Below are 26942 nucleotides of genomic sequence, written 5' to 3' on the forward strand. Positions count from 1 at the left end.
TTAATTTAATACAATTTCTTTAAAACCATTTGGTATGTTATATGGAAAATTCAAGGCCCTATTGAACTCCATATTCCTAAATTCTAAGGTAATATTATTGGTATGGTCTCCATCTATGGCCAGAATATCTATCTCCCCTGGCAAAATCCATTTATTTACTTTTTGATAGTTCCTATAATTGATTTCAAGTAGTCGTTTCTCCCATGGTTGCGACAACTGCTGCGTAGCCATTCTATAATTCAAAGGTTCTATTTGAAAAAGTGTTTTAAATAGATCTCCAACCTTTTTTGGTTTCAACTGATAGTTGTCGTTGGCGATATCCACCGTATACTTTTCTTCCCTTAAATCGAAAAGGGGCTCTCCCAAAAGAAGGTTTTGTACTTTTTGAAAATTAAGGTCGGTCCCCAATAATTGACTCAAATAGGAAAAATTCCCATCAAAATATTCGTTGTCCAACTTATTATAAAACGACACTCTTTCCGGAGTAATGTAGGCTTTTACGATTCCTAAGGGCGCGCTTAACCAAATGGCCTTATCCTTTTCCATCCTAAAACTAACACTTACGCTTTGTGTGCTCTCTCCGTCCGAATAATCTATCCTCATCTTTCCACTTAGGGTTTTAAAATTGAAATGGGTGTAATAGTGGTTTCTTATAACCGCCTTAGCGGTTAAATTCCCATCCACCGTACCGCTTTTAATTACACTTGTAGACTTACAAGAAAACACCAATACCACAAAAACGCCAAGTATAGCCCATTTTTGAAGTCTTTTAAAACTGTTTACCATAGATTTACGACCCGGATTTTAATTTACTAAGATACATATTTGCTTTGGAAGAATTTCCCAAAGCATTGTTAGCATCCACTAATTCTTTATACATTTTATTGGCTAAATCCACATCGTCCAATAAATAATCCAATCCCGACTCCAGAATAGCAACGGCCTCCTTATGTTTCTTGAGTTTATTTAAACTTTGTCCATAGGCGTAATAAAAATAAGCTTGAGCAGGAAAGTTTTCCAAGGCTTCCCAACTTACCGCCGCAGCATTTTTAAAGTCGCTCTTTGCCAAATAATCGGAAATTTTGGAGATAAAATTATCCATTGGGCCATATTTTGGAACCTCTTCAATAATTGTATCCTTTTCCATTACAGTAATTTCCTTTTTCTTAATAGCGTTGTTTACCCTAGTGGTTAGATCCTCTGAAAATGCCGAACCTTTCATACCGTTAAGTATTTTTAAGGCATTATCATAGTTTTCCCCAGCAAAATAGATCAAAGCCAAATTTTCCTGCAATTGGATATTTTTGTACGGAATCCTTTCCTGCACTTCCTCGAGGCCCGTCCCTTGACGTCGTGCAATATCCACCAGTGTACATAGCACCCAATAATTCCCTGGCCTCGCATTCACAGCAGAAATAGCATATTGCTGGGCCAAAACCATTTGTTTTGAAGCCAAATAGGCCTTGGCCAGTTCATGGTCCAAGACAGCGTTGCTAGGGTCCAAGCGTTTACATTCCAAGAAGAGATTAATGGCCCTATCGTAGTTTTCAATTCCTTTTTGCTTTAATGCCTCAAAGAATTTTTCTTGAAACTCATCGGTATATTCCTCCAAAAATAACTCGGCACTCCCTTCCTCCCCAACTTCATTTTCTTGGGCACAACTAGGACTTGGGGCCAAAACCACCCCCAGTGCAAAAATAATAATGTAGTCCCTCCTTCTCATATTACAAACTTCATATTAGCGGGAAACGGACCTTAATATATAAAACCCAACCGTTTCCCATATCAATAAAAAGACAATGGGAACAACCCCCACAAAATTAGTGATAATGCCATAGTCCACCCCGTTTATAGCAGGTGTTTATTTTACTCCCGTACTGCCAAATCCTCCTGCTCCCCTTGAGGTATTGGAAAGCTCCTCAACCAATTGCCACTCCGCCCTTTCGTGTTTTGCGATGACCAATTGTGCTATACGCTCCCCATTTTCTATAGTGAATGCTTCGCTGGAAAGATTAATCAGTATTACACCTACCTCCCCCCTATAATCGGCATCAATCGTGCCAGGGGCATTAAGGACCGTAATTCCTTTTTTCGCTGCCAATCCACTACGAGGTCTAACCTGTGCCTCAAAACCTAAAGGAAGCTCCAAGAACAGACCCGTCTTAACTATAGTTCTTTCCATGGGTTGCAACACAATGGATTCCAAAAGATTGGCCCTTAGGTCCATTCCAGCGGAAGCCAAGGTTTCATAGTTTGGTAAAGGGTGAGCTGATTTATTGATAATTTTTATAGTCATTTTCTTAGAAAAATTTGTTTTAGTTTATCACTTTCAAGCCTATAAACCATGCCCAAAAATAGAGTAAAAAATATACTGCCAATAATCAAATTACGATCGAAAACGTAAAAGGAGAGCATGGAAAACGAAATGGAGACCACTAGATAAAAAATTATTTTTCTGTGGTTGTAAGGTATAGGGTAATACATTCTACCAAAAAAGAAAGACAGTATTACCATAGTGGCATAGGCCACTAAAGTTGCCACAGCAGAGGCCACATATCCGAAATACGGAATAAAGGCAAAATTGATAATAATGGTTAGTATGGCACCGATCAACGAGATGTAGGCTCCAAATTTGGTGCGATCTGTTACTTTGTACCAAACTGACAAGTTGTGGTAAATTCCCAAACAAAAACTGGCCAAAACTACCAAAGGCACAATGGACATGGCCTCCCAATACGATTCGTCCCTGACCAAAAGCAGCTTCAGAACATCGGCAAATACCACTACCCCCAACAATATTATGCTGCCCAGTATAACAAAATAGTTGGTAATCTGGGCATAGGCCCTTTGGGGCTTCTCGGAAGTAGCATGACTAAAGAAAAAGGGTTCTATCCCCATTCTGAAGGCTGTAGCGAACAAGGTCATGAACATCGCCAATCTGTAACAGGCAGAGTATTTACCAATTTCACTTTCAGCGATATCTTCCGGCAAAAGATAGGAGAGCATAATTTTATCGAACACTTCGTTTATGGTAAAAGCAATTCCGGCCACCAGCACCGGTAAGGCATAATCCATCATTTTATACCACAATTTCTTATCAAATACATATGGCCTTCTAAAATATAGTCTTAGCATCAAAAGAAGCGTTATGGCACTGGCTATCAAATTGGATATGAAAATATACGATATTTCAAAATTTGGCCGGTACAGGGCACTAAAAGAAGAATCTGGGCTATCCACGACCATTTGTGGCAATACTATTAAAAAGAAAAGGTTCAATCCAAAATTTATGGCCACATTGGATATCTTCACCAAGGCATAGCGCATTGGCTTTTCATTGGCCCTAAGCCAAGCAAAAGGCACTATGACCAATGCATCCAAGGCAAGAATCCAAATAGCATAACTAATATACTTTTCGTCAATATTGGTAAAGCTAGCAACGCTATCCTTGAAAAGAAATGCCAAAACCACGAAAAGAAAAGTAGAGGCAATGATTGAAATCAGGGAAGTGGTAACAACCTTTTTACGGTCATCTGCCTTGGTGTAAAACCTAAAAAAGGCGGTTTCCATACCATAGGACAAAATGACATTGAAGATAGCAAACCACGCAAAAATAATACTAACCTCCCCAAAGCCTGCCGTTTCCAAAACCTCTGTATATAAAGGCAGCAATAAAAAGGATAGCATCCGGGGCAGGACCGTAGCCAAACCATAAATAAACGTCTGTTTGAAAAGTTTTTTTAGTGGATTCAAAGAAATCTATGAATTAGCTTTAAAATTAGGCATTTAATCGATGCGCGCAAAGTTAGTTAAATAGCTTATTCAACAAATGCCCTTTATAAATTCTTTATAAATGGAAAAGCCCCACATTCCTGTGAGGCACTCTCTATAATTTTCAAAAGGGTTAGCTAAATTACTATATACCTAATTGCTCAAATCTTCGCAATTAAAACATTTAAAAACTAACGGCTTTTCTAATTGTTCAACGCTTCCGCTCCACCTACAATTTCCAAAATTTCGCCGGTGATGGCAGCTTGCCTTGCTTTGTTATATGTAAGTTTCAACTGATTTCTTAGGTCCGTTGCGTTGTCCGTTGCCTTGTGCATAGCGGTCATACGAGCCCCATGTTCACTAGCAAATGAATCGCGCACACCTTTGTACAATTGGGTTTTCAATGATTTTGGAATCAATTGTTCCACAATCTCGGCCTTGGAAGGTTCAAAAATATAATCCGACACCGAATTGGCTTCACCTTCCACCGGAACAATTGGCAAAAACTGTTCTGTCATTACTATTTGTGTAGCTGCATTTTTGAATTTGTTATACACAATTTCAATCTTATCGTAAGCACCTGTGGTAAACAAGTCCATTAAATCCTCGGCAATGGCCGCCACATTATCAAAGGTCAGATCATCATAAACCGAACTGTGGTTTGCAATGACCTTGTTCTTTTTCTTTAAAATGTCATTGGCCTTTTTACCAATGGCAACAAAATCTACTTGTTTGCCAGCATAGGTTTCCTTTGCCAACAGCGCACTTTGCTTTAAAATGTTCGTATTAAACGCACCGCACAAACCACGGTTAGAGGTTATGGCAACGATCAACACCTTTTTTACTTCACGATTATCGGCAAACTTGCTTCCGGAATCTGCATCAAGGCTAGCGCTAAGGCTTTGTAAAAGCTCCGACAATTTATCGGAATAAGGACGCATTGCGGTAATGGCATCCTGAGCCTTCTTCAACTTAGCGGCAGAAACCATTTTCATGGCACTGGTAATCTGCATCGTTGAAGATACCGTAGCAATTCTATTACGTATTTCTTTTAAATTGGCCATAGGCTCCACTTAAGCTCCCCTTAGGAGAGGAATACTGTGTTAGACATTCATTTATTCAATTTTATCTGTCTTTTTGGATCAAAAAGACAGATAAAATACTTTATTAATATTTAGCGGATAGATCTTTGGCTACAGAGCTTAAAACATCTATTACCTCATCTGTTAACTTTCCTGCCTTAAGCTGATCCAAAACTCCCCTATGCTTGGCATTTAAGAACTCCAGATAGTCTCTTTCAAACTCTTTTACCTTCTCTACAGGAACCTTGTTCAACAAGTTCTTGGAACCAGCATAAATAATCGCTACCTGATCTTCAACAGTAAAAGGATCGTTCTGTGCCTGTTTAAGAATTTCAACGTTTCTGCGTCCTTTTTCAATAACATTCAAGGTCGCGGCATCCAAATCTGAACCGAACTTGGCAAATGCTTCCAATTCACGGAATTGTGCCTGATCCAATTTTAAGGTTCCGGCCACCTTTTTCATTGATTTTATCTGGGCATTACCCCCAACACGGGATACAGAAATACCCACGTTGATCGCTGGACGCACCCCTTGGTTGAAAAGATCCTGGGTCAAGAAAATCTGACCGTCGGTAATCGAAATTACGTTGGTAGGAATATAAGCGGAAACATCCCCTGCTTGGGTTTCAATAATGGGCAAGGCTGTCAAAGAACCTCCACCTTTTACCATTGGTTTCAATACCTCTGGCAAATCGTTCATATTTTTTGCGATAGTATCATCTGCAATTACTTTTGCCGCACGCTCCAACAATCTTGAATGAAGGTAAAAAACATCTCCAGGGTAAGCCTCACGTCCTGGTGGACGTCTTAACAATAATGATATCTCACGATAGGCAACCGCTTGTTTTGACAAATCATCATAGATGATCAAAGCAGGCCTACCCGTATCCCTAAAATATTCTCCAATTGCCGCTCCGGCAAAAGGGGCATATACCTGCATGGAAGCAGGATCGGAAGCATTGGCAGCTACAATGGTAGTATAGGCCAAAGCCCCTGCCTCTTCCAAGGTCTTTGCAATGTTTGCTACTGTAGAGGCCTTTTGACCTATGGCAACATATATACAATATACAGGTTCCCCTGCATCGTAAAATTCCTTTTGATTCAAAATAGTATCCACACAAACGGTAGTCTTACCCGTCTGACGGTCACCAATAACCAGCTCACGCTGACCCCTACCCACAGGAATCATAGCATCGATAGCCTTTATTCCTGTTTGCAATGGTTCTGTCACCGGCTGACGGAAAATAACTCCAGGCGCCTTGCGCTCCAATGGCAATTCATACAATTCACCAGTTATTGGGCCTTTACCATCTATAGGTGCTCCCAATGTATCTACAACACGACCAATAATACCTTCACCAACTTTAATGGAGGCAATGGTCTGGGTACGTTTTACAACCGAACCTTCCTTAATATTTCTGGATGGGCTCAACAATACCACACCAACGTTATCCTCTTCCAAGTTTAGAACGATCCCCTGAAGTCCACCTTCAAATTCTACCAATTCCCCATATTGGACATTAGATAATCCATAAACCCTAGCGATACCATCACCTACTTGTAGAACGGTACCCACCTCGTTTAATGAAGCTGATGCTTCAAATCCCGATAACTGTTTCTTTAATATTGCTGATACTTCAGCGGCTTTTACTCCTGCCATTTGTTATAGATATAAGATTAGGACTTCCTTGAAACCCAAGGCCGACCAAAAAAATTATTTATAGACTATTTGTAAACTCTCTCTTTAAATTACTCAATTTATTGGCAATACTTGCATCATACTGCAAATCTCCAACCCTCAAAATAAACCCTCCTATAATGCTCTCATCCACTTTGTTCTCTATGGTGGATTGGTTGCCGGTGAGTTGAACTATTTTGGTCAATATTTTTTTCTCAAGTTCGGCACTTAGGGGAACCGCTGTGGTAACCTTCGCAACCCCCTGCCCCTTTCTAGCTTCATTTAAAATGATGAACTTCTCTGCCACATCGTTCAGAATTGAAATTCTCTTATTATCCACCAAGGTGGAAATAAGTCCCTCGGTAACGCTATTGCTTCCCTTGAAGATTTCGGATAAGGCCTGCTTTTTAAGTTCGCCTTGCAAAACCGGGCTCCCTAACATTTCCCGAAGTTCATTGCTATCAGCAATAGTAGATAAAATACTGCGGAAATCCTTCTCCACCTGTTCGGTAGCTTTATTTTCTACCGCCAAGTCCATAATTGCCTTTGCGTAACGTACGGCTGCTCTAGCTTCGTTCATATCCAAATCCCTAATTTAACTTAATGTCCCCGATCATTTCCTCTACCAACTTCATTTGTTTGGCCTTATCGGAAAACTGATCTTTAATTACTTTTTCAGCAATCTCCAGGGACAAGGTAGCCACTTCGTTTTTAATATCGGCTACGGCAGCTTTCTTTTCACTTTCAATGGCAAGTTGTGCCTGCTTGATCATTTTATCTGCCTCTGCCTGTGCCAAATCTTTGGCATCGGCAACAATTTTCTCCTTCATTTCACGAGCCTCCTTTATCATGGCCTCACGTTCAACGCGTGCCTCTTGCAATAGCCGCTCGCTATCGGCAGTAACGTTTTGCATCTCCTTTTTGGCATTCTCCGCTGCGGCCAAGGCATCCTTAATTCCTGATTCGCGATCCTCAACGGCATCAAGAATAGGTTTCCACGCAAATTTACGCAACAAGAGAAGCACTGCTATAAACAATAACAATTGCCAAAAAAACAATCCAAATGAAAACTGCTCTATTAATTTTTCCATGTCCTAATATATGAAATGTAAACGTTTAACTTTTAATGGTAAAAGAACAGCTATAACCAACCGTTATAGCTGTTGCTTTGTTGTGTTTGATTAAGATGCGAAAAGCGCAGCAAAACCAATACCTTCAATAAGAGCCGCAGCAATCAACATTGCTGTTTGAATCTTACCGGAAGCCTCTGGCTGACGAGCGATGGCATCCATAGCAGAACCACCAATTTTACCAATACCTAAACCAGCACCGATAACGATCAAACCAGCTCCTACAATAGTTGGGATTTCCATAATATATATAATTAATTATTAAACATTCTACTCTTAGTGATCGTGATGTTCCTCAACGGCCGAACCAAAATACAGGGCGGACAACATCGTAAAAATATAGGCCTGTAAAGCCGCTACCAACAACTCCAACAAAGAAAGTGCGAATGCCAAACCAAATGACAACGGACTCCCTATCCAGTTTTTGAAGATAAACATCATTCCCAAAATACTCATTAAAACCACGTGACCAGCCGTGATGTTGGCATACAAACGAATCATTAGGGAAAAAGGCTTGATAAAAGTTCCCAAAAGTTCTATAGGAGCCAAGACTATCTTCATAAAGACAGGTACGTCGGGCATCCAAAAAATATGCTTCCAGTAATTTTTATTGGCCGTAAACGTAGTAATCAAATAGGTAAGGATGGCCAAAGCAAAGGTTACCGCTATATTGTTGGTAACGTTTACTCCTAGAGGGGTAAGCCCCAAAAGGTTAATGATCCATATAAAGAAAAATACCGTAAGCAAATAACTCATGTATTTCTTATAATGTTTCTTTCCAATATTTGGAATGGCAATATCATCACGTATATATAGAATAATCGGCTCCAACAACCGTCCAATTCCTTTTGGCAACGCGTTGGTTTTATAAGACTTGGCCATTCTGGAAAACAAGAAAAACATTAAAGCTGCCACTAAAAATATAAAAACCACGTTTTTGGTAATGGAAAAATCCAATGGTTTTGCATTGGTAGCATGATGATCTTCATCGTAATTGATAGTTCCTTCGGCATCGGTCTTCACTATTTTACCATGATACAGTGCATAATGATTCCCATCCACTTCGGCCACAGATTCCCCATGGTGAAACTTGGAAGATGAGAACACCTTTAGACCGTTATCCCATAAAATTACGGGGAGCGGAAATCCTACGTGTTCATTTTTTTCCTCATCTATGGTGAAAAGGGTGAAATCGTGGGAATCCAACAAGTGATGTCCTATAAATTCCTTGATTTCGTTTTTTAGGCTTCCTTTTTCCTCGCTGGACGAATGGTCCTTTTCCTGTGCGAAAGCATTGATACCCAGAAGAAGTGTAACAACTAAAAGAACTTTAACGTAAAATGGTTTTTGCATATCGCTTAAAATATCGGTCTCAAAAAATCCGTGCAAATGTACGCTTTTATCTCAAAAAGAAAAAAGCATTAAACGGTTTATTTTGGGCCATAACTTAAAAGTAATATGGAAAACAAAATTGAAGCTAACTATTTAACATTCTGGCAGTAAAGATTGTCTCCAAAAGGAGGCACACCAAATAGGGAACAAAAAAAGTGGTAAACTCCAAAGATTGCATGTTCCCGTCTGCGCTATAGAAGGGATAAAAAACGAGAAAGAAAAATAAAAACTTGAGCATGCTTCCCCCTAAAAAAAGAAATCCGATCTGATCTCTCCATTTCTCCCGAAACCAATAAAGCACCGAAAATATGATCAAGGCCAGTACTACATTTAGCAAATAGGCCAAAACGATCATATGGTCCAATAAAGGAAATCCGAACAAATACAGTATGAGGAGGTGAAGACAAAAAACCAAAAAGCTCAAAAGAACCAGGGAGAGGTAAAAAGTAAAAAGAAATTTATTCTTGGACATTAATATTTTATGCGTTTCAATTGCTGCAAAACCAAATAAATTGCAACCGCCACTCCCAATAAAGTAAGGACAATTACAAAGGTCTTTGACTCCATTTCAAAATATTCATCCAACCACTTTCCTCCCTGGGCAGCCAAGAAAATGATTCCACCCATTTCAATGGCAACACCTGTTAAGATAGCTGCATTTTTTAAACCATTGTTATTTTTAGGAGGCTTTTGCTGGCTCATTGGTATTTACCGAATGTTTTGTTGGGCTATTTACGGTGCCTTTCCCTTCCTTGCCCTTCATTGTACAGGATGCATTAAAGGTAGCACCGGGCTCAACCGCTAATTTGGATACTATAACAGTACCCTCAATGACAGCGGAAGATTTTAGGGACAAGAGATCGGCCACGATCAACTCTCCGTTAAAATTACCTTCAATATCGGCATTGACACATTCTACTTTACCATGAATATAGCCATCTATACCAATGACCACTTTTCCCGAAGTCTTTACGTTGCCGTCCAATTTTCCATCAATCCGAAAGTCGGCCTCGGAGACAATGTCCCCTTTTATTTTGGTATTCTTTTCAATTCTGTTGGGCTGTCCGCCTAATTCTGTCATAACACGAGGTTTTTTGTTATCTGAAAACATTTTGCTAAGGTTTTGGGGTTTATTGCTGGGCTTTATAATCTGCTATATTCTTATGTACTTGAATTATTTTGTAGTTGTTGGATAAAATTACGAAATTCTCATCATCGATCCTGTAATCCTTGTTGTTTTTTATCAATTCTGCGTAGCCTAGGGCAAAGTCCTTGGATTTAAAGCCATGAACCACTACAAATTGATCCTCCAAATTATAAATGTCTTTTGAGACCACATTCTTATACTTTAGATCCTCCAAAGATTTCTCCAAAAGTTCCTTGAGCCTAAGCGCTCTTTTATCGTCCCTGATTTTAAACGGAAATACGACTTTCCAATTTCCAGTTCCTGTAGATTCTGTTTCGGTGGAAAAAACCTTCGGTTCCAATTTTGGCAATTGCTCCGCCACCATGGTCTGAGCCTTTTTCCCTTCAGGATTATTGGGATAGTTTAGGGCCACATAGTTCAACGCCTCCTTAAAGTCTTCAAAACCCTGTAATCTTCCAATGGCATTGGCCTTTAACATTTCAAATTTTGGCACTATGGGATCCCCTGTGTATTTACTGATATTTTCTTCAGCCCCTGTAATTACCTGTAAAAATTCCTGGTTCTGGAACTTTTTGTACAAACGTTGATACTTGGCATCCGGACTATCGGCACTTCCCGTTAATACGGCTTGTGGGTTTAAAAGGATTTCTGCATATCTGGATTCAGGATGATTCCTAATAATGTCGTATTTCATATCTGTTGCCAGACTACTTCCGGACTCCTCGTATATCTTGTACAGGTTGTATTTGGATGGGATTATTAATCTCTCCTCTGGATTGGAATTTAGTACACTCTCCAATTTAGCCGCTGCCAAAAGATTTTCCTTAAATTTCTCCTTATAAATCAACCCCAATTGATAATTGGCGAAGTTGCGCTCGGTCCTTAAACTGTCTATCACCTCTGGGTCCGTTGGTAATTGATTGAGGTAAAACGCTACACTATATTTTTCCTCATCTCCCACCGAGGCAACACTATTCAATGCCGTATTGCCTGGATTCCCTGCATTTTCCTCCATATTTTGGGCTTTGGATTTGTTGGACCAGCGCCAATCGTCCTCCAGGGTTCTCTTCCCCCATCTAGTCCTAAAATCGTTCTTACCATAACCCAAGGTAGTTATATTATAAAAATAAAACTTGCCCTTGTTTTCCTTCCCTCCTTTCGATTTACTAAAACTGGCAAAACCGGCATTGGCCATATTTTCCTCTTTCTTTCTTTCTTTTTCAGCAACGGCCTTTAATTGGGCAATATGCTCTTCAAAATAGGATACCCTGTCATCAATTGAAAACTCGAACAAAGTAATTACACTATCCGTGTACTGAACCACCTCCTCGTATTTAATAACATCTTCCAAGTTGTCCAGTTTCTTTTTAACCTCCCTATACTTCTTGGTGTTTTCATTTAAATTTTGCAAAACACTGTCATAATAGGCCCCGGAAGGTTTGTATTTGTTATGATCAAAATTATAAATCGCCAAATTTTCATAGTTCAAGGCGTTCAATTGAGGCATATTTTGTGTGGCTCGCAAGGATTTATTGTAATATAGCAAGGCCAAACTATCGGATTTATTTGCCAAATGGAATTCTGCTATCTGTCTGTATATTTTATTTAGAAAGGGCCTATTTTCACGGTCTTCCTCCAATTCCGTAAGATACTCGAACATTTCCTCCCTATTGTCATCGGTAAGTTCTGTATTCTGAATTTTTTGCAAATGGGCATTGATCATATATACCCTGGGCGATTTCCTATTTAGGTCGATTACCTTATCGAAGGCATAATTGGCACTGTCCTTATACCCCAATTGATTGTACAACTGGCCAATAATATAAAGGTAGCGGCCCTTTTCCGGATTTTTTTTGGTGTATGCCGATGCAATCTTTAACTGCTGAATGGCGGTATCCGCAATCTTAAGATTGATGTAGGCCTGACCCATCATGGACCGGGCATCGGCATATTCCTGGTCGCTTAAATATTCCTGCTTAATTAAACGCTTTAAGTTCTTCAGTGCAAGCTCTTCATTTTCGAGCCGAATATTTACCTTCTCCCTCCAAATGGTTGCTTCGTTAAGCTTATCACTCTGTGTATATTTATTTAGAATATAATTAAAGGATTCCAAGGCAGGCATATAGCGCTGATCAAAATATCTGGCCTTGCCCAAAAGCAAAAAAGCTTCATCGGTCTGCGGATTTCGCTCCTCGTCCTTTATGTCCATACTGTGTTTTTGTATGGCTTTGGTCGCCTTTTCCTCAGCAATAAGGAAATTAGGGTTATTGTCTTCTGAATCCAATTTGATATCCTCTGTAACCTCCAACCGCTCCACTGGCAATATTTCCCAATAATTATCCTGATAAACGGCATTGAGACCCTCCCGCCCTTCCTCAAAGGCAATGTTACCGTTATACAGAGTATTATATTTGGTATTTAGGGCGTGCCAATTCCGGTTTAAAAAGGCATCTTTCTTGGTAGAACAGGCATTAAAAACCAATCCTCCAAAAACAACTGAAAATATAAGTCTATTGCGAAGCTTCAAAATTCTATGTATTCGTACGTATCCTTAACTTAAAAACGACCGGATTATTATGTAGTTGGTCGATAAAAACTGCATTATTTTTAGTTACTCGATAATTCCGAACCTGTCCAAAGAATTGATCAGGGGCCAAATACAGGATAAAAAGACAATTTAAGGTTGCCGTTCGTTAAACAGGCACAAAACTATAATGAAGGGAAATACTAAAATAGTTTGGATAGTTAATGGGCTCATAGGCTCAGAGCCCATTTATCCTCCAAAAAACACTTCCAGCTCATTCAGGGTTTCCATGGAGGTCTGGATATCCCTTACCACCTCTCCCTTGTTAAGCACAACTATCCGCTCGCAAACCTCCGTAACATGGATAAGATCATGACTGGACACCAAAACGGTAACTTCCTTACTGGCCGCCAAATCCTTGATAATACCTTTTAGCTTTATTTGGGTGGTTGGATCCAGGTTGGCAAAAGGTTCGTCCAATATGATTACTTCGGGATCACCAATGAACGAGGCTACAATTCCGACCTTCTTTTGATTTCCCTTGGATAAGTCCCTCAAATATTTCTTCTGACCCAAAATTTCATCGTGAAAAAAATCCTTGAACCCCTCCAGATGTATGTCCACATCGGCCTTGTTCCTACCTCTTAGTTCCCCGATAAAATAAAAATATTCCTCTGGGGTGAGGTATCCGATCAAAAACGTTTCATCTATAAATGCCGACGTAAAAGGTTTCCATGCCTCTCTGGCATCTATTTGCACCCCGTTATTAATGATATGCCCGGTAGTCGACTGGATAAGATCGAGCATTAAACTAAAAAAAGTAGTCTTCCCGGCCCCATTATTACCTACCAAACCAAAACTTTGACCCTTGGGGATTTCCAAATTTTCAATATTAAGTACAATGGATTCCCCGTACTTTTTGGTTAAATTTTGGACTGTGATCATAAATATATCCTTTTATGTTTTTTGTTTGTAAGCCGCTATGGTCTTATATTTTTCTTTTTTGTATATCCCCTCTATCAAGGCAAATACCCTATTCCTAAAACCAAATCCGATAATGCCTGCCATCCCAACAAAAATATAGCCCACAGTTGGACTGATCAGATAATGGCCCAGGGCATAAATCCCAAGGGGCAATAATAACTTAGGCAATGTCAATAGCAAGGTTTTCGCGTTAAAAGCCTGTTTATCACCAAACGCCTTTTTATTCGATGTTAGGTCAATGGGCGTTTTAATATAGGCCCCGCCCCATAGTACCAAATAAGAATTGACCCCAATATTGTAAACGGCCCCTACAATAACTGCTAAATAGGCATCCCAACCAAAGTATATATAAAAGGAGGCTAGAATAGTGCTTACCAAGGTAGCTATGATTATCAAATACCATTTGGAAGTTAAATACTCCCTGTACCTAATATTCTGACTCATCATTAAAGGATAATACGAACTGTCCCAACTGGGCACAAACTGTCCAAAACTGAATAAGAACCCGCCGGAAATAAAAATACCTGCAAATATCTTCCAAATCGGACCGTCATAAGCCTCTACAGCACCAGTAAAGAAGAAAAGTCCATAAAAAATAAAGAAAAAACTCATAATAACAGCGGTTTTGGACCGCTTGTTCCTTTTAATCAATTTTATATCGTTCTTTAAAAATGTACCCAGATTCCCAAAACGGTTCAACCAAACATAGTCTTCGGTTTTGGCCAAAGATTTCTTGCCGGCCAATCCGGCATCGAGATACATATGCCTTTTAAAATAAAGAAAGGCATTAGAAACCAATGCTATTAGCAATCCCCATGCTAACAAAGCCATCCATGGTAGCTGATAAAGTGCATTAAAAAATGGAGCGGTGTATACCGTAATATTGAACATTTCATAATACTGACAAATTCCCAAGAACGAGAAAAGGCCCAGCAGCATATAAAAAACATTATCCTTGTTATTGACCAGTACGTTTATAAAATTGTTACAGAAAAACAAGGCCATGATACCCAAATGCCAACCCATGGTGCCCAGAGGGGAATAGCCCTCTACCAATAGTACCACGGAAAAGGGAATAAAGAAAAAGGCATGTGACCAATTAAAAAAGGAAAATACCGTCTTCCCCAATGAATATGCCACCACTCTACTTTTTTTTATAGGAAGGTACAGCAAGGGTTTTATATTGGTAATTGGCATTTTTTGCAGCATATACCTAATGTAAAGATCCCCCACCAAATAATAGATCATGAACCGATTGACTACCAAGAGCGGGTCTCCCCATCCTTGCCTTTCAATAATATAAAAAGCCCCTATTCCAAGACCCAGGAATACGGCCATAAAATAAAGTGCCCCAAAAACCATAAAAATCTTTATAGCAAGGTTGGCTTTAAAAGAGGCAGATCTAAAAAAGGATTTCCATTCAAGCGTAAGAAAGAGCTTTAACATGCTTTTGGATAGTTTAACCTGTTAGGTTAGTGCCCAATTTAGAGTATTTGTTACAAACAGCTGGTATTTTTTTAATTTCACGTTTTAAATCCTCCCTGCTTTGCTTAATTTTGCATCAAAGATTTAATATGGCCCACTTTCATTCGCTTACCGTTCAAAAAATTAAACCGCTTACTCCAAACTCAGTTGCAATAACCTTTGCCATTCCTAAAGAACTGATCCAGACCTTTACCTTTACGGCAGGTCAGTACATCACCATTAAAAAGGAAATTAAGGGCAAGGAATTGCGCAGGGCCTATTCCATTAGTTCCTCTCCCAAGTGTGAGGGCATTACCATTGGTGTAAAGAAAGTGGACAAGGGGGGATTTTCAGATTTTGCACATAATAAACTTAAGGTAGGGGACGTATTGGAAGTAATGCCGCCGGAAGGCCGATTTGTTTTTAAACCCTCTCCTAATCCAAAAAACGTTGTGGCCTTCGCTGCGGGTAGCGGTATTACTCCGATCATGAGTATTGCCAGAACCGTATTGGAATCCAATTCCAAAAACAATTTTGTGCTGGTATATGGGAATAAATCCTATAAAGAAACCATGTTTTATACCGATTTGGTGAAGCTTCAACTAGAATATACCAATAGGTTTTACATCTATTTTATTTTGAGCCAAACCCAGGAGGACGAATCCATTTTTGGACGTATAGACGCCTCTACCGTAAACTATGTTTTAAAAAACAAACATAAAGATCTTGATTTTAACGATTACTATCTGTGTGGTCCGGAGGCAATGATACAGTTGGTGACCGAAAATTTAAAGGAAAAGGGCATCGCAGAGGATAAGATTCATTTTGAATTGTTTACCACCACGGAAATAAAGGATGAGCTTCCTGAGAAATTGGAAGGAAAAACACAACTAACCGTTATTGTGGACGATGAGGAATTTTCCCTGTCCATGGACAAAGGTACCTTGGTATTGGATGCCGTCCTTAAGGAAAATATAGACGCTCCCTATTCCTGTCAAGGCGGAGTATGCAGCAGTTGCATTGCCCGCATCAAGGAAGGAAAGGCCGACATGGTAAAGAACCAAATTCTAACGGACGGTGAAATAGCGGAAGGATTGATCCTCACTTGTCAGGCGCATCCCACAACCCCTACTCTAACAGTGGATTATGACGATGTGTAAATACTTAGGGTTGTTTGTTTATTGTCAAGTCCCTACTACATAAACGACTAAGTCTGCTTAAATACCTGTTCCATTACCCTTACGGCATGTTCGTAACCAATGGTATAGGCTTTTTCAATACCTTTTTTGTCCAATATGCCTATGAGCTCCAAGGCTTTTGGCTCAAACAACAGGTCGCATTTATTTACCTTGTTCCGATTTATGGCATAGATCATCAACGAAGTGGTTCTATTGGCCAACTGCAAGGACGATTTTATTCCTTCTTTGGGAATTTCCTTGATTCCGGAAACATTACTCCCAATAACAAAATCTGATGTAAGGGCAACCTCATCATAAGGGAAATTGTTCATTATACCGCCATCGGCATATAGGCGCCCATTAATGGCCACAGGACTAAAAACCGGGGGTAATGCCGCTGAAGCCAACAACGGTTTAATTAATTCCCCTTTAGAAAATATTTTCTCATCCCCTTTCTGCAAGTCGGTAGCCACTACATAAAGCTTGCGCTGTAAGGATTCAAAGGCATTTCCAGGAAAATAGCGTGCCAACAGGTCAAAATACCTGTCCGTATCCAACAAGCCGGGCTTCAAAATCGTCACAAAATGATAACGGAAGAGGGGGGTTTCCTTAAAGAACTGTAACATTTCCGCAACAGTATTACCATTGGCATACAAGGCCCCAACCAAGGCCCCGACACTAGTACCGGAAACGGCTCGCGTACTAATGCCAAATTCATTAAGGGCTTGAATCATCCCTATATGTGCCATACCCTTTACACCCCCTCCGGACAACACCAGCCCTACCGATTTTGATTTTATTTCCGATAAATCCATTTCTGTCAGAGTTTAACAGCACTAAAGTAACCACTAATCAGGCGCTCAAAATTACCTATATCACCTCATATTTTAAAATTTCAATCAGAAATAAAAGGTATTAAACCTCAGGGCAGGCCCTGAACCCCATAATGGGAATCGACCCTAGGGTCCAGGTATTGAACCTAGATCCCGCCGAAAAAGGCGGGATTAGTTCAACTTGCAATTTTAAGTGCGTCTTACCGACTTCTCAAAATTGAGTTTCACTAATAAATACTGATCTACAAACTACCCAGTTGGTAGGATGTTCCAGGTCGGGGCCAATTTTACTGGATTTCCACTTTTTATCGACCCTTTGGTTCCATAAGTCGGATTTATGGTCACAAAACCAAATCATTATCGGGAACAAAACAAACCGATCGGTAGGTTAGGCTTAAAAAGCAACACCCCCTACTTTATGGGAATGAACTATGCCAAAAGTCTATAGGAAACAAAATAAATCCAGCTAATTGATATGACTTTATACCCTTTATTGGCCCCGGTACAACAAGTAACCGTTAATCATTAAGTGTTCAATAGAAATACCAAAAAAATAGCCGGAATAAAGTAAATGGCTATGGTCCTTGCCCCGTCATAATCCTTGGCCACACGCTGCCCCAGTAGCAACATCAACAAGGCTATACATGAAAGAATGGCACCGGCCAAGGCAACAGATCCATTGCCCTGAACGATGAGCATATAAAATCCTATGGTGCAAAGAATCCCCGCCATAATTTCCGCAACCATGACAGTACCCATTAATAAGGGAACCACATTCTTAAAAGAGGTTTGGGAAAAATGCTCTTTTAACCATGATAAATTGCCTTTCCAATCCAATATTTTATCCAATGCACTTTGAAGAAAGGTAATGATCAAAAAAAGGAGAAGAAGAAGTTCTGTAGGATAAGTTAATACGTTGGTCATATATGTCGCTTTTTGTTATACCATTAATTTAAGCTGCCTTTTTGTGCAGCAATCGGGTTAATTTTATGGATAGATCCATGAGTATCAGTTTGGAATTGCCATTTCTTTCAATATGATAAATGGCGTCCTCCAATTCCTTCACAATGGGAACAATATTACCTTCATGAACAAATGGGGCAAATTTTTCCAATTGAAATCCCTCCACATGAATCCTCATAAAAGCCAGTTCGCGGGTACTGTAGTTGATCAAAAGAGCCTGCCTCATTACGGACATGCAGTAATTCAAAAACTTTTTCTGGGTCTCCCTACCCGTCTTTGCCACCACCTCGCTCCAAGAGATAAGATCATGGATAGCAGCCTTGTTGCCCTTGGCTTTAAAGGCGCTTCTGACCCATTGGACAAACCACTTCTCAAATACCAAATCCTCGGAATCGTTGTTCATGAAATCGAGGGCCTTATTAAAGTTGCCATTGGCTTCATGGGATATTCTATGGGCGTCCTCCCTGGAAACTCCCCTGTCTATCAAAGCCTGTGAAATAGCCTCATCTGCCAGCCTCGGGAAATGCAATATTTGGCATCTAGATCTAATTGTTTGAATTATTTGTTCTTCATCTTCTGCAATCAAAATCAATACCGTTTTGTCCGGCGGTTCCTCGATTAATTTCAGAAGTTTGTTGGCGGTCGCGGTATTCATTTTTTCGGCCATCCAAATAATAAGGGCCTTATATCCGCCTTCATATGATTTCAGGGACAGTTTCTTTACCACATCCTGAGCCTCGTCCACACCTATCTGTCCTTGTTTATTCTCTATCCCTATCAATTTATACCAATCGAAAAGATTTCCATAGGGCTGCTCCTTTACAAATTGGCGCCAATCTTCCATATAATGATCACTAACGGCATGGCTCTTTACCTTATCCGAATTGGATACCGGAAAGACAAAATGCACATCTGGATGTGCCAAGGAGTTAAACTTGGTGTTGCAGGCGCTATTGCCGTTAATATTCTCCCCATCAATATTGCCACAAAGCAGGTACTGTACATAACATATGGCCATTGGTAATGTACCACATCCTTCTGGGCCAACGAATAATTGTGCATGGGGTATACGCCCAGCATCTGCACTGGAAACTAGATGGTTCTTTATATGGGAAAGTCCTAAAATATCCTTGAATAGCATGACCCAAATATAGCGGTTTTTATCCGATAATAACTCGATGCAGGGTCTTTGAAAATTATAAGAAAGCAGGCCGTTCCTTTTTGAAAATCCAACTTAACATTTAGGTTGTCCATTAGGCACTTACAATTTTAAAATCAACATTGGCCCATAAGCCATGCAAATAAATGGAACAGTCTCTTTAAACACTACCCATAAATCTTTACATTTGTCATTCTCTAAAAATAAGTGGCAAATGAAAACCATCAACGATTTTAATTTTAAAGGTAAAAAGGCATTAATAAGGGTAGACTTTAATGTACCATTGGACGCGGATTTTAATGTAACCGACGATAATAGAATAGCAGCTGCAAAGCCCACAATCATAAAAATATTGGAAGATGGCGGAAGTGCCGTACTAATGAGCCATTTGGGAAGACCCGACGGAAAAGTAAATCCTGATTTATCCCTTAAGCACATTTGTAACAAGGTATCCGAAGTACTTGGTGTAAAGGTTAAATTCTCAACCGAAAGCGTTGGACCTATAGCCGAAAAGGCCGTGGCGGAATTAAAAAGCGGTGAAGTTCTTTTATTGGAAAACCTCAGGTTCCATGCTGAAGAGGAAAAAGGAGATAAAAACTTTGCCGAGCAATTATCCAATCTAGGGGATATTTATGTAAACGATGCCTTTGGAACAGCGCATAGGGCCCATGCCTCCACTACCATAGTTGCCCAATTTTTTCCAGAAAGTAAATGTTTTGGATTCTTGTTGGCCAAAGAAATAGAGGCCATAGAAAAGGTAATGCGAACAGGGGAAAAGCCTGTAACCGCCATTTTGGGAGGAGCAAAAGTGTCCTCAAAAATTACGATCATCGAAAACATTTTGGATAAAGTAGACCATCTGATTATTGGTGGTGGAATGACCTACACCTTTGTTAAGGCCAAAGGAGGAAAAGTCGGAAATTCCATATGCGAGGATGATAAAATGGAATTGGCCTTGGAAATACTTGACAAAGCCAAGAAAAAAGGAGTAGAAGTGCACATCCCAATTGATGTTTTGGCAGCGGACGACTTTAACAACAATGCCAACACCAAGGTGGTCAATTCCAACGAAATTCCGGATGGTTGGCAAGGTTTGGATGCTGGACCCAAAACTCTGGAAATATTTAAGGAAGTAATCTTAAAGTCGAAAACCATTTTATGGAATGGTCCTATAGGAGTTTTTGAAATGGAAAGTTTTGCCAAGGGTACCATTGCCATTGGTAATTTTATTGATGAAGCAACTAAAAATGGTGCCTTTTCGTTAGTGGGTGGCGGAGATTCCGTTGCCGCGGTAAAGCAATTTGGTTTTGAAGACAAGGTAAGCTATGTTTCCACCGGCGGAGGGGCTATGCTGGAAAGCCTAGAAGGTAAAACACTACCTGGAATAGCAGCAATATTGGCGTAAATACAACGTTATCCAATAAGGGTTATCTGCGTTTTGATCTGCTTTTAAAAATTAAATTTTAAAGTTTAGAAAAAAATCACGATTTTAGTCCGCCCCGCTTAAAAAAACAAACCTTATGTATACATCCAAATATATTGTATTGGGAGTTTTGTCTATGGGTTTCTTGGCTACAGGTGTAGCACAGGAATTTGATTCAATACCAAGTACCAAGCAAGGCCTTAATGTCCTAAAAACACAAGAAATTCCGGTGGATACCACTGCCATGGATATGGAAGGTGTAGAGCAGATGGAAACTATGGAAGCCAAGGATGATATTCAGGACAATCCGTTATTTCTGGTAAAAGGCCAAAAAAAATACGATTTAAAGGACCGTCCAGAAACCGCTAAATTTGATAGTCTATGGATGAAGGAACTGTACGACAGCTCCTCTTTATTCGATTCCATTTATCAGGACATTACCACCTTGGAAATAGATTCTGTATATCATTATAATGTAGACACGGATACTTTAAAGGCCAGATTAGAGATCCTAAATCAAAAGACACCCTTTAATATTGTATACAATCCTTCCCTGGAAAATGTAATACGATACTTTCTTACCCGTAAAAGGGATATGATGAGTAGGATGTTGACTATTAGCCAGTTTTATTTTCCCTTGTTCGAACAAGAATTGGACAATCAAAATGTACCCTTGGAACTTAAATATTTGGCTATTGTGGAATCGGCACTAAATCCGAGGGCCCGCTCCAGGGTAGGTGCCACTGGATTATGGCAATTTATGTATGGCACAGGAAAAATGTACGATTTGGATGTTAGCAGTTATGTTGATGAACGTAGCGACCCCATTAATTCGACCAAGGCGGCAAGTTTGTACCTTAAAAAACTACACGACATCTTTGATGATTGGGATTTGGCCCTGGCGGCCTATAATTCAGGACCCGGCAACGTAAACAAAGCTATTAGGAGATCTGGAGGATACAAGAATTATTGGAATATAAGAAGAAATCTACCTAGGGAAACTGCAGGATATGTACCAGCATTTTTAGCTACGATGTATATTTTTGAATATGCGGAAGAACATGGATTCACCAGACAGGTTACGGACCGTCCATATTTTGAGACCGATACCATACATGTGAAGAGCACTATTACCTTCAATCAAATTTCGGAATTGGTAGATGTTAGCGAAGAGGAATTGCTCTTTTTAAATCCTGCATACAAACTAAAGGTTATACCGTATGTAAAGGGGAAAAATTATGCCTTGCGGCTCCCAGTGGATGCATTGGGGAAATTTGTGGCCAATGAGAAGGCCATTTATGCACATGTACAGAATCAATTGAAATCCAAGGAAGAGCCCTTACCACAAATAGTGCAGTCGAAAGATCAAATTACCTACAAGGTTCGCAGTGGTGATTTCTTGGGAAAGATTGCGGAAAGATACGGAGTTGGTGTTAGCCAGATCAAAAATTGGAACGGACTACGAAGCAACAATCTTAGAATAGGCCAAAGATTGACTATTTACCCAAGAAAAATTCCTTCATCGATAAGTTCGGCAAGTACCAGAAAAAAATCAACAAACTCAGTGGCTGCGGCAGGAAACAAGGTACATACGGTTAAAAGTGGAGACTCCCTTTGGACCATTTCTAAAAAATATCCTGGAATTAGTATAGATAATTTGCGAAAATGGAACGGTATTAGTGGTAATGACATAAAACCGGGCACAAAGTTAAAATTGTGCGATTGTTCTTCGTAAATAAATAACTATATGAAAAAAATTGGCGCAGTAGTATTATTACTTTGTTTAATCATTGTCTCCTGTGGAGAAAAAGAAAAAAAGAAGTATCTACCAGAATCCATCGGTGCCATAAATTCCTTGGCCGTTGTTATGGACAATGAGTTATGGGAAGGGAAAGTTGGTGACCGGGTAAGGCAGCATTTTGCAGCACCTGTTCTGGGCCTTTCCTGGGAAGAGCCCTTATTTACCATTAATCAAATGCCCCAAAAAGTATTCTCCGGTACAATTATACAAACCCGTTCGGTACTTTTTGTTGCCAAGGACACATTGAGCCTCGCCCACATTAAAACCGATGTTTATGCCACTCCCCAAAAGGTTGGAGTCATCAAAGGGAGTACGGATGACGAAATTATTTCCAATTTAGATTCCAAAGCCGATGAGATTATTGCAGCTTTTAAGGAGGTGGAAATCCAAGAATCACAAAAGCGATTCTTAAAATCGCTTAGCAAGGAAACGGTATTGAACGACAAGTTGGGCATAACCCTGTCCCTACCCTCTATTTATAAAGTTGGTAAGCAAGAGAATAATTTTATTTGGATCGATAGACAAATTCAAAAAGGGAGCATGAATATTATTGCCTATGATATTCCCAATAATTATTTTAAAAACGATTCCACCTTTGTCAAGGATATTGTGGCCATGCGCGATTCTATAGGCAAGCAATATATTCCGGGACCCGATGTACCCGGAAAAACAACCTATATGATGACCGAGAAAGCTTTTGCCCCTTATGTTTTTCCTGTGGAAGTCGCCGATAGAAAGGCTGCCGAAGTTAGGGGAATATGGGAGATTAACGGATATCCTATGGCGGGACCTTTTCTGACATATATCATAAACGACGATAAAAATAATAGGAAAGTGGTCATTGAAGGTTTTGTTTTTGCCCCTGCTACGGAAAAAAGGGACGATATGTTTCAGCTCGAGGCTATTTTAAAAACAGTAAAGTTCCAGGATAGCAAATAATCATATTGCAAACAAATATTGTTTAGGGCCCTTTTAGGGGCCCTATTTTTTTTAACTCAACTTATCGTTCAATAGTATTACCAACGCCATAAAAACGCATTAAAACAGCATTGGCCCCAGTTTCCCGATTTGGTCCTAGTCTGTACAGGGATTAAAATGGCTTATAGGCAACAAAAAAACGCCCTCACGGGCGTTTTCTGGTTTGGTTGGTTTGTTGGTTTTAATCAAAGGCAAAACCCGTGGTAATTCTGAAAATAAAAGCATAGAGTACAATTAAAAAACTAGCGAAACAAAACCAGCTCATCACCTTAAAAAAGGATTTTATAAAAGCGTGACCCAAGTTTCTAAATGCCTCTAAATAAATTTCTCTGATTAATAGAACATTTTTCATAATATTTGGTTTGGTTAAATGGTTGGTTATTAGATATATATAACTCAAAATTTTATGATTAGGTATTTCATCGGACTTTTTTGTTGTAAATGGGCGTTTAAACGTTGTGAAAGTGGATTGAACCATTAATCAAAGCCGCTACGCCCAGCCAACTACAATTCTATAACCCAAATAATCCAACTAAATATATATGTAGATAGCTTACTACTTAAAGCCGACTGTAAAATTCAGTGGCTTGAACAACAAAAGAACCTCCAACCAAAATCAAAAATATCCAATAAATGGACAACCGGATTTTTAACCGGCATCTTTGAATGGAACTATATAATAATGAGTATTCTCATTAAATTGAAAGCACAAAAAACCGCCTGTTCCAAAAAAAGAAAGGCGGCTATAACCCTATTGTTTATGGGTATGTCTTAAAATTACATCTTTACTATTATAAATTCGGAACGCCTATTGAGTTCGTGTTTCTCCCTGCTACATCGAACTCCATTCCCACATTCATTGATCAAACGTTCCTCGCCGTACCCGATGGCACTTTCAATACGATCTTCCGAAATACCCTTGGAAATAAGATACGCCCTAGTTGACTTGGCTCTTTTATCGGATAGATATTTATTGTAGACATCGGGACCTCGGGAATCGGTATGGGATTCAATCTTAATGACCATATCCTTGTACTCGTTCATCACTTGAACCAATTTATCCAATTCCAGTGAAGCGTCCTTTCTTATATAGGATTTATCAAAATCAAAGAAAATCATATCGGTCTTAAGCTTTTTTATACCATCTTCAATTACTATGAGCTCCTTTAGCTTTTTCATGGTAATATCCACATTTACAACTTCATTTTTCTTCGTTTCTGCAGTAACCACATTTTCAAAGAATTCACTCCTCGTTGTTTTAATGGTGTATTTGGTATCGGAATCCAAATCTTCAAAGACAAAGGAACCGTCATCTTCTGTAACCATTTCCTTTAATTTAATATTATTTTCATCCAAAAGGGTAACCAAGGCCTTAGGCATTATATCGCCGGTAATCATTTCGGTAACTACCCCGGAAATAGCATTCTTTACCACTTCTTCAGGCACCAGTCTTTCGAAAGAATAAATATCGTCATCCCCTTTACCCCCACGTCTATTGGAGGCAAAATATCCTTTTTGACTTTCTTCATTCACGATATAGGAAAAATCATCCTTATTACTGTTAATGGGCTGGCCCATATTGCTTACCTCTTTAAATCCTTCCTCGTCATAAGCAACTTCGTAAAGATCCAATCCGCCGAGTCCTACATGCCCATTAGACGCGAAGTACAACTTTTTATCATTGATAAAAGGAAACATTTCCTTCTGTTCGGTATTTATTCCAGGGCCTAAATTCTTGGGCTCAGAGTATCTTCCGTTACCTAGGACATCAACCACAAAAATATCAGTATCCCCTATGGTTCCCGGCATATCCGAAACGAAAAACAGTTTTTTCCCATCCGGGCTCAATGCAGGATGTCCCGTAGAATATTCATCACTGTTAAAGGGTACTTCTTCGGCTTCTGTCCATTCCCCATCAATTTTCCTGGAAGTATATATCTTTAAATGGTTAACCCCATTTTTGTCCCTCTTTAATTTTTTACCATAATTATTTCTAGTGAAATACATAGTTGAATTATCCGGGCTAAACGTTACCGATGCCTCGTGATATTTGGTATTTATTTTCTTAGAAAACCTAATGGCCTCCTTGAGGTCTTGGGACTCCTTATTTATTTTGGACACATAAAGATCCAAATAAGGTTGATTATTCCACTTATACCGTCTGGTATTAAAGATGGAGGAGTCTTTGGCAGATGCAAATACAATCTCATCCTCATTGTAGAACATGGGCGAAAATTCCGAATACTTGGTGTTTATGGCTAAATTTTTAAGTCCAAATTTAAGTTCCATATTGAGGATATTGTCCAAGACAGTTTCTTTTTGATTTGCGCTTAAATTCAATTTGGAACCTACATTGCCTTTTTGAACCTCTTTGTCATAGAGTCTCATCATTCTCTTGGATTTGGCATACTTACCCGTACCCTTCAAGGTATGGGCGTATTTGAAAATTTGATCCGGTGATACCTCCTCTTCATATCTTTCAAAAATGATATTGTAATAATAATAGGCCTTTGCCATATTGGTATTGTAGTAATGGGCATCCCCTGCCTTTTGAAGTATTTCCAAGGAATAATTATTGGCATCCTTTTTTATAGCTTCTTCATATAATTCGGCCGCCTGCGCATACCACATTTTATTAAAATATTCATCCGCTTTTTTAATCAGCCGTGCCGCATTTGCGTTTAAGTTGGTGTTGGTATTACTTGCCAAGTCCACTTCCTCAATGGGGCTCAGCATATCATAAGTAACCTCTTCAACAGATAATTCCTCCCTGGACGAGGTTTTATTTTCCTTGGGCTCAAAATTCCTATCTTGATCAGGAGCATTGGCCCCTTTGGGATGATCCTTTACCTCTTGATCCAAATTCTTGTCCAATGCGGTATTGGGCAAAGGTAAACTTGAAATAGTACCAAGTCCGTCTATTTCTATTTTTTTGGATTTTCCACCGTTATCCACGTTCATCAACCAAAATGGATCGGTATAAGCACCATCCAACTTGGAGTTACAAGCAGCTATAGCACTATCCAGTGTATCATACCTACTCAGGTATACATAGTTAAGACCATTGCCGGAATTGCTAATATATCCCGCCTCAAAGCCTTTATCCTTCAATTTCTTTGCTAATTTTTGAGCATTGCCCACATCAGAGAATACTCCAGAAACAATATAAAAACCTTCGTCAGCCCCTTTGATGTTTTTAAACGTTCTACTTTTAATATGGTTTGCAGAGGCCCTTTTTCCAAACACCTCTGGGGAAACCCTATCGCTAGTGGAATTGAAATTATTATTGGTACTTATATCTATATTGGAAAACCGCTTATCCATATCGGAGGCAGCCTTATTCCTAATTCCTTGGGCACTGCCACTAATAGCAAAAAAGAGCAAGCAGGCTGTTAGAAGTTGTTTCATGTTTATTCTATTAAAAAATCTTGGGAA

At 39.5% G+C, this 26942-nt stretch carries 25 protein-coding genes; 4 read left to right on the forward strand and 21 right to left on the reverse strand.

Going from position 1 to position 26942, the window contains the following annotated elements; all coding sequences use genetic code 11:
* The 16 genes from C7972_RS10885 to C7972_RS10960 form a co-directional block, all read right to left on the reverse strand.
* The gene (locus C7972_RS10885; RefSeq protein WP_110356202.1) at positions 1–786 is read right to left on the reverse strand and encodes a DUF4292 domain-containing protein; all 786 of its coding nucleotides are present in this window, start codon (positions 784–786) and stop codon (positions 1–3) included.
* Between the two features lie 4 nt (positions 787–790).
* On the reverse strand, positions 791–1723 hold the full coding sequence (locus tag C7972_RS10890) for a lipopolysaccharide assembly protein LapB (RefSeq protein ID WP_110356203.1): 933 nt from the start codon (positions 1721–1723) through the stop codon (positions 791–793).
* A gap of 138 nt (positions 1724–1861) precedes the next feature.
* On the reverse strand, positions 1862–2296 hold the full coding sequence (dut, locus tag C7972_RS10895) for a dUTP diphosphatase (protein WP_110356204.1): 435 nt from the start codon (positions 2294–2296) through the stop codon (positions 1862–1864).
* The gene (locus C7972_RS10900; protein WP_110356205.1) at positions 2293–3753 is read right to left on the reverse strand and encodes an oligosaccharide flippase family protein; all 1461 of its coding nucleotides are present in this window, start codon (positions 3751–3753) and stop codon (positions 2293–2295) included. Before C7972_RS10900 ends, dut begins: the two co-directional genes overlap by 4 nt.
* 221 nt (positions 3754–3974) lie before the next feature.
* Positions 3975–4835, reverse strand: a complete 861-nt coding sequence (gene atpG, locus C7972_RS10905; protein ID WP_110356206.1) for an ATP synthase F1 subunit gamma — start codon at positions 4833–4835, stop codon at positions 3975–3977.
* A gap of 103 nt (positions 4836–4938) precedes the next feature.
* Positions 4939–6513: a F0F1 ATP synthase subunit alpha gene (gene atpA / locus C7972_RS10910; RefSeq protein ID WP_110356207.1), complete on the reverse strand. Its 1575-nt coding sequence runs from the start codon at positions 6511–6513 to the stop codon at positions 4939–4941.
* A gap of 58 nt (positions 6514–6571) precedes the next feature.
* Positions 6572–7111, reverse strand: a complete 540-nt coding sequence (atpH, locus tag C7972_RS10915; RefSeq protein WP_110356208.1) for an ATP synthase F1 subunit delta — start codon at positions 7109–7111, stop codon at positions 6572–6574.
* Between the two features lie 10 nt (positions 7112–7121).
* Positions 7122–7622, reverse strand: a complete 501-nt coding sequence (locus C7972_RS10920) for a F0F1 ATP synthase subunit B (RefSeq protein WP_110356209.1) — start codon at positions 7620–7622, stop codon at positions 7122–7124.
* Positions 7623–7712: 90 nt separating this feature from the next.
* Positions 7713–7904: an ATP synthase F0 subunit C gene (gene atpE / locus C7972_RS10925; protein WP_031446173.1), complete on the reverse strand. Its 192-nt coding sequence runs from the start codon at positions 7902–7904 to the stop codon at positions 7713–7715.
* A 33-nt stretch (positions 7905–7937) separates the two neighbouring features.
* Entirely contained in the window at positions 7938–9014 is a 1077-nt protein-coding gene (gene atpB, locus C7972_RS10930; protein ID WP_110356210.1) for a F0F1 ATP synthase subunit A, read from the reverse strand.
* A 124-nt stretch (positions 9015–9138) separates the two neighbouring features.
* Entirely contained in the window at positions 9139–9525 is a 387-nt protein-coding gene (locus C7972_RS10935) for a DUF6168 family protein (protein ID WP_110356211.1), read from the reverse strand.
* A complete protein-coding gene (locus C7972_RS10940; protein ID WP_072860080.1) occupies positions 9525–9755 on the reverse strand; it encodes an AtpZ/AtpI family protein in 231 nt (76 codons plus the stop codon). Before C7972_RS10940 ends, C7972_RS10935 begins: the two co-directional genes overlap by 1 nt.
* Positions 9733–10164 carry a polymer-forming cytoskeletal protein gene (locus tag C7972_RS10945; protein WP_110356212.1) on the reverse strand — a complete coding sequence of 144 codons (432 nt, stop codon included), beginning with the start codon at positions 10162–10164 and terminating at the stop codon, positions 9733–9735. Before C7972_RS10945 ends, C7972_RS10940 begins: the two co-directional genes overlap by 23 nt.
* 19 nt (positions 10165–10183) lie before the next feature.
* Positions 10184–12727, reverse strand: coding sequence for a lipopolysaccharide assembly protein LapB (locus C7972_RS10950; RefSeq protein ID WP_110356213.1), 2544 nt, complete (start codon positions 12725–12727; stop codon positions 10184–10186).
* Positions 12728–12973: 246 nt separating this feature from the next.
* Positions 12974–13669: an ABC transporter ATP-binding protein gene (locus C7972_RS10955; RefSeq protein WP_110356214.1), complete on the reverse strand. Its 696-nt coding sequence runs from the start codon at positions 13667–13669 to the stop codon at positions 12974–12976.
* A gap of 12 nt (positions 13670–13681) precedes the next feature.
* Positions 13682–15154, reverse strand: a complete 1473-nt coding sequence (locus C7972_RS10960; protein ID WP_110356215.1) for a DUF5687 family protein — start codon at positions 15152–15154, stop codon at positions 13682–13684.
* 128 nt (positions 15155–15282) lie between these two features.
* Between C7972_RS10960 and C7972_RS10965 the strand changes: the two genes are divergently transcribed.
* The gene (locus C7972_RS10965) at positions 15283–16332 is read left to right on the forward strand and encodes a ferredoxin--NADP reductase (RefSeq protein ID WP_110356216.1); all 1050 of its coding nucleotides are present in this window, start codon (positions 15283–15285) and stop codon (positions 16330–16332) included.
* A 47-nt stretch (positions 16333–16379) separates the two neighbouring features.
* Here C7972_RS10965 and C7972_RS10970 read toward each other — a convergent pair whose 3' ends face one another.
* From C7972_RS10970 to C7972_RS10980, 3 genes are all read right to left on the reverse strand, one after another.
* Positions 16380–17165, reverse strand: coding sequence for a patatin-like phospholipase family protein (locus C7972_RS10970; protein WP_110356217.1), 786 nt, complete (start codon positions 17163–17165; stop codon positions 16380–16382).
* A gap of 543 nt (positions 17166–17708) precedes the next feature.
* Positions 17709–18107, reverse strand: coding sequence for a DoxX family protein (locus C7972_RS10975; protein ID WP_110356218.1), 399 nt, complete (start codon positions 18105–18107; stop codon positions 17709–17711).
* A 28-nt stretch (positions 18108–18135) separates the two neighbouring features.
* Complete coding sequence (locus C7972_RS10980; RefSeq protein ID WP_110356219.1) at positions 18136–19287, reverse strand: ATP-binding protein; 1152 nt, start codon at positions 19285–19287, stop codon at positions 18136–18138.
* Positions 19288–19519: 232 nt separating this feature from the next.
* On the opposite strand from C7972_RS10980, the gene C7972_RS10985 reads away from it, so the two are divergent.
* From C7972_RS10985 to C7972_RS10995, 3 genes are all read left to right on the forward strand, one after another.
* Positions 19520–20710, forward strand: a complete 1191-nt coding sequence (locus C7972_RS10985; RefSeq protein ID WP_110356220.1) for a phosphoglycerate kinase — start codon at positions 19520–19522, stop codon at positions 20708–20710.
* Between the two features lie 115 nt (positions 20711–20825).
* On the forward strand, positions 20826–22463 hold the full coding sequence (locus C7972_RS10990) for a lytic transglycosylase domain-containing protein (protein WP_110356221.1): 1638 nt from the start codon (positions 20826–20828) through the stop codon (positions 22461–22463).
* Positions 22464–22475: 12 nt separating this feature from the next.
* Entirely contained in the window at positions 22476–23468 is a 993-nt protein-coding gene (locus tag C7972_RS10995; protein ID WP_110356222.1) for a DUF4837 family protein, read from the forward strand.
* Between the two features lie 220 nt (positions 23469–23688).
* Here C7972_RS10995 and C7972_RS24305 read toward each other — a convergent pair whose 3' ends face one another.
* The gene (locus C7972_RS24305) at positions 23689–23985 is read right to left on the reverse strand and encodes a DUF6747 family protein (RefSeq protein ID WP_110356223.1); all 297 of its coding nucleotides are present in this window, start codon (positions 23983–23985) and stop codon (positions 23689–23691) included.
* Between the two features lie 299 nt (positions 23986–24284).
* A complete protein-coding gene (locus C7972_RS11005) occupies positions 24285–26915 on the reverse strand; it encodes an OmpA family protein (protein ID WP_110356224.1) in 2631 nt (876 codons plus the stop codon).
* Positions 26916–26942 lie beyond the last annotated feature (27 nt).

Source organism: Arenibacter sp. ARW7G5Y1 (assembly GCF_003201775.1).
Taxonomy (GTDB): Bacteria; Bacteroidota; Bacteroidia; order Flavobacteriales; family Flavobacteriaceae; genus Arenibacter.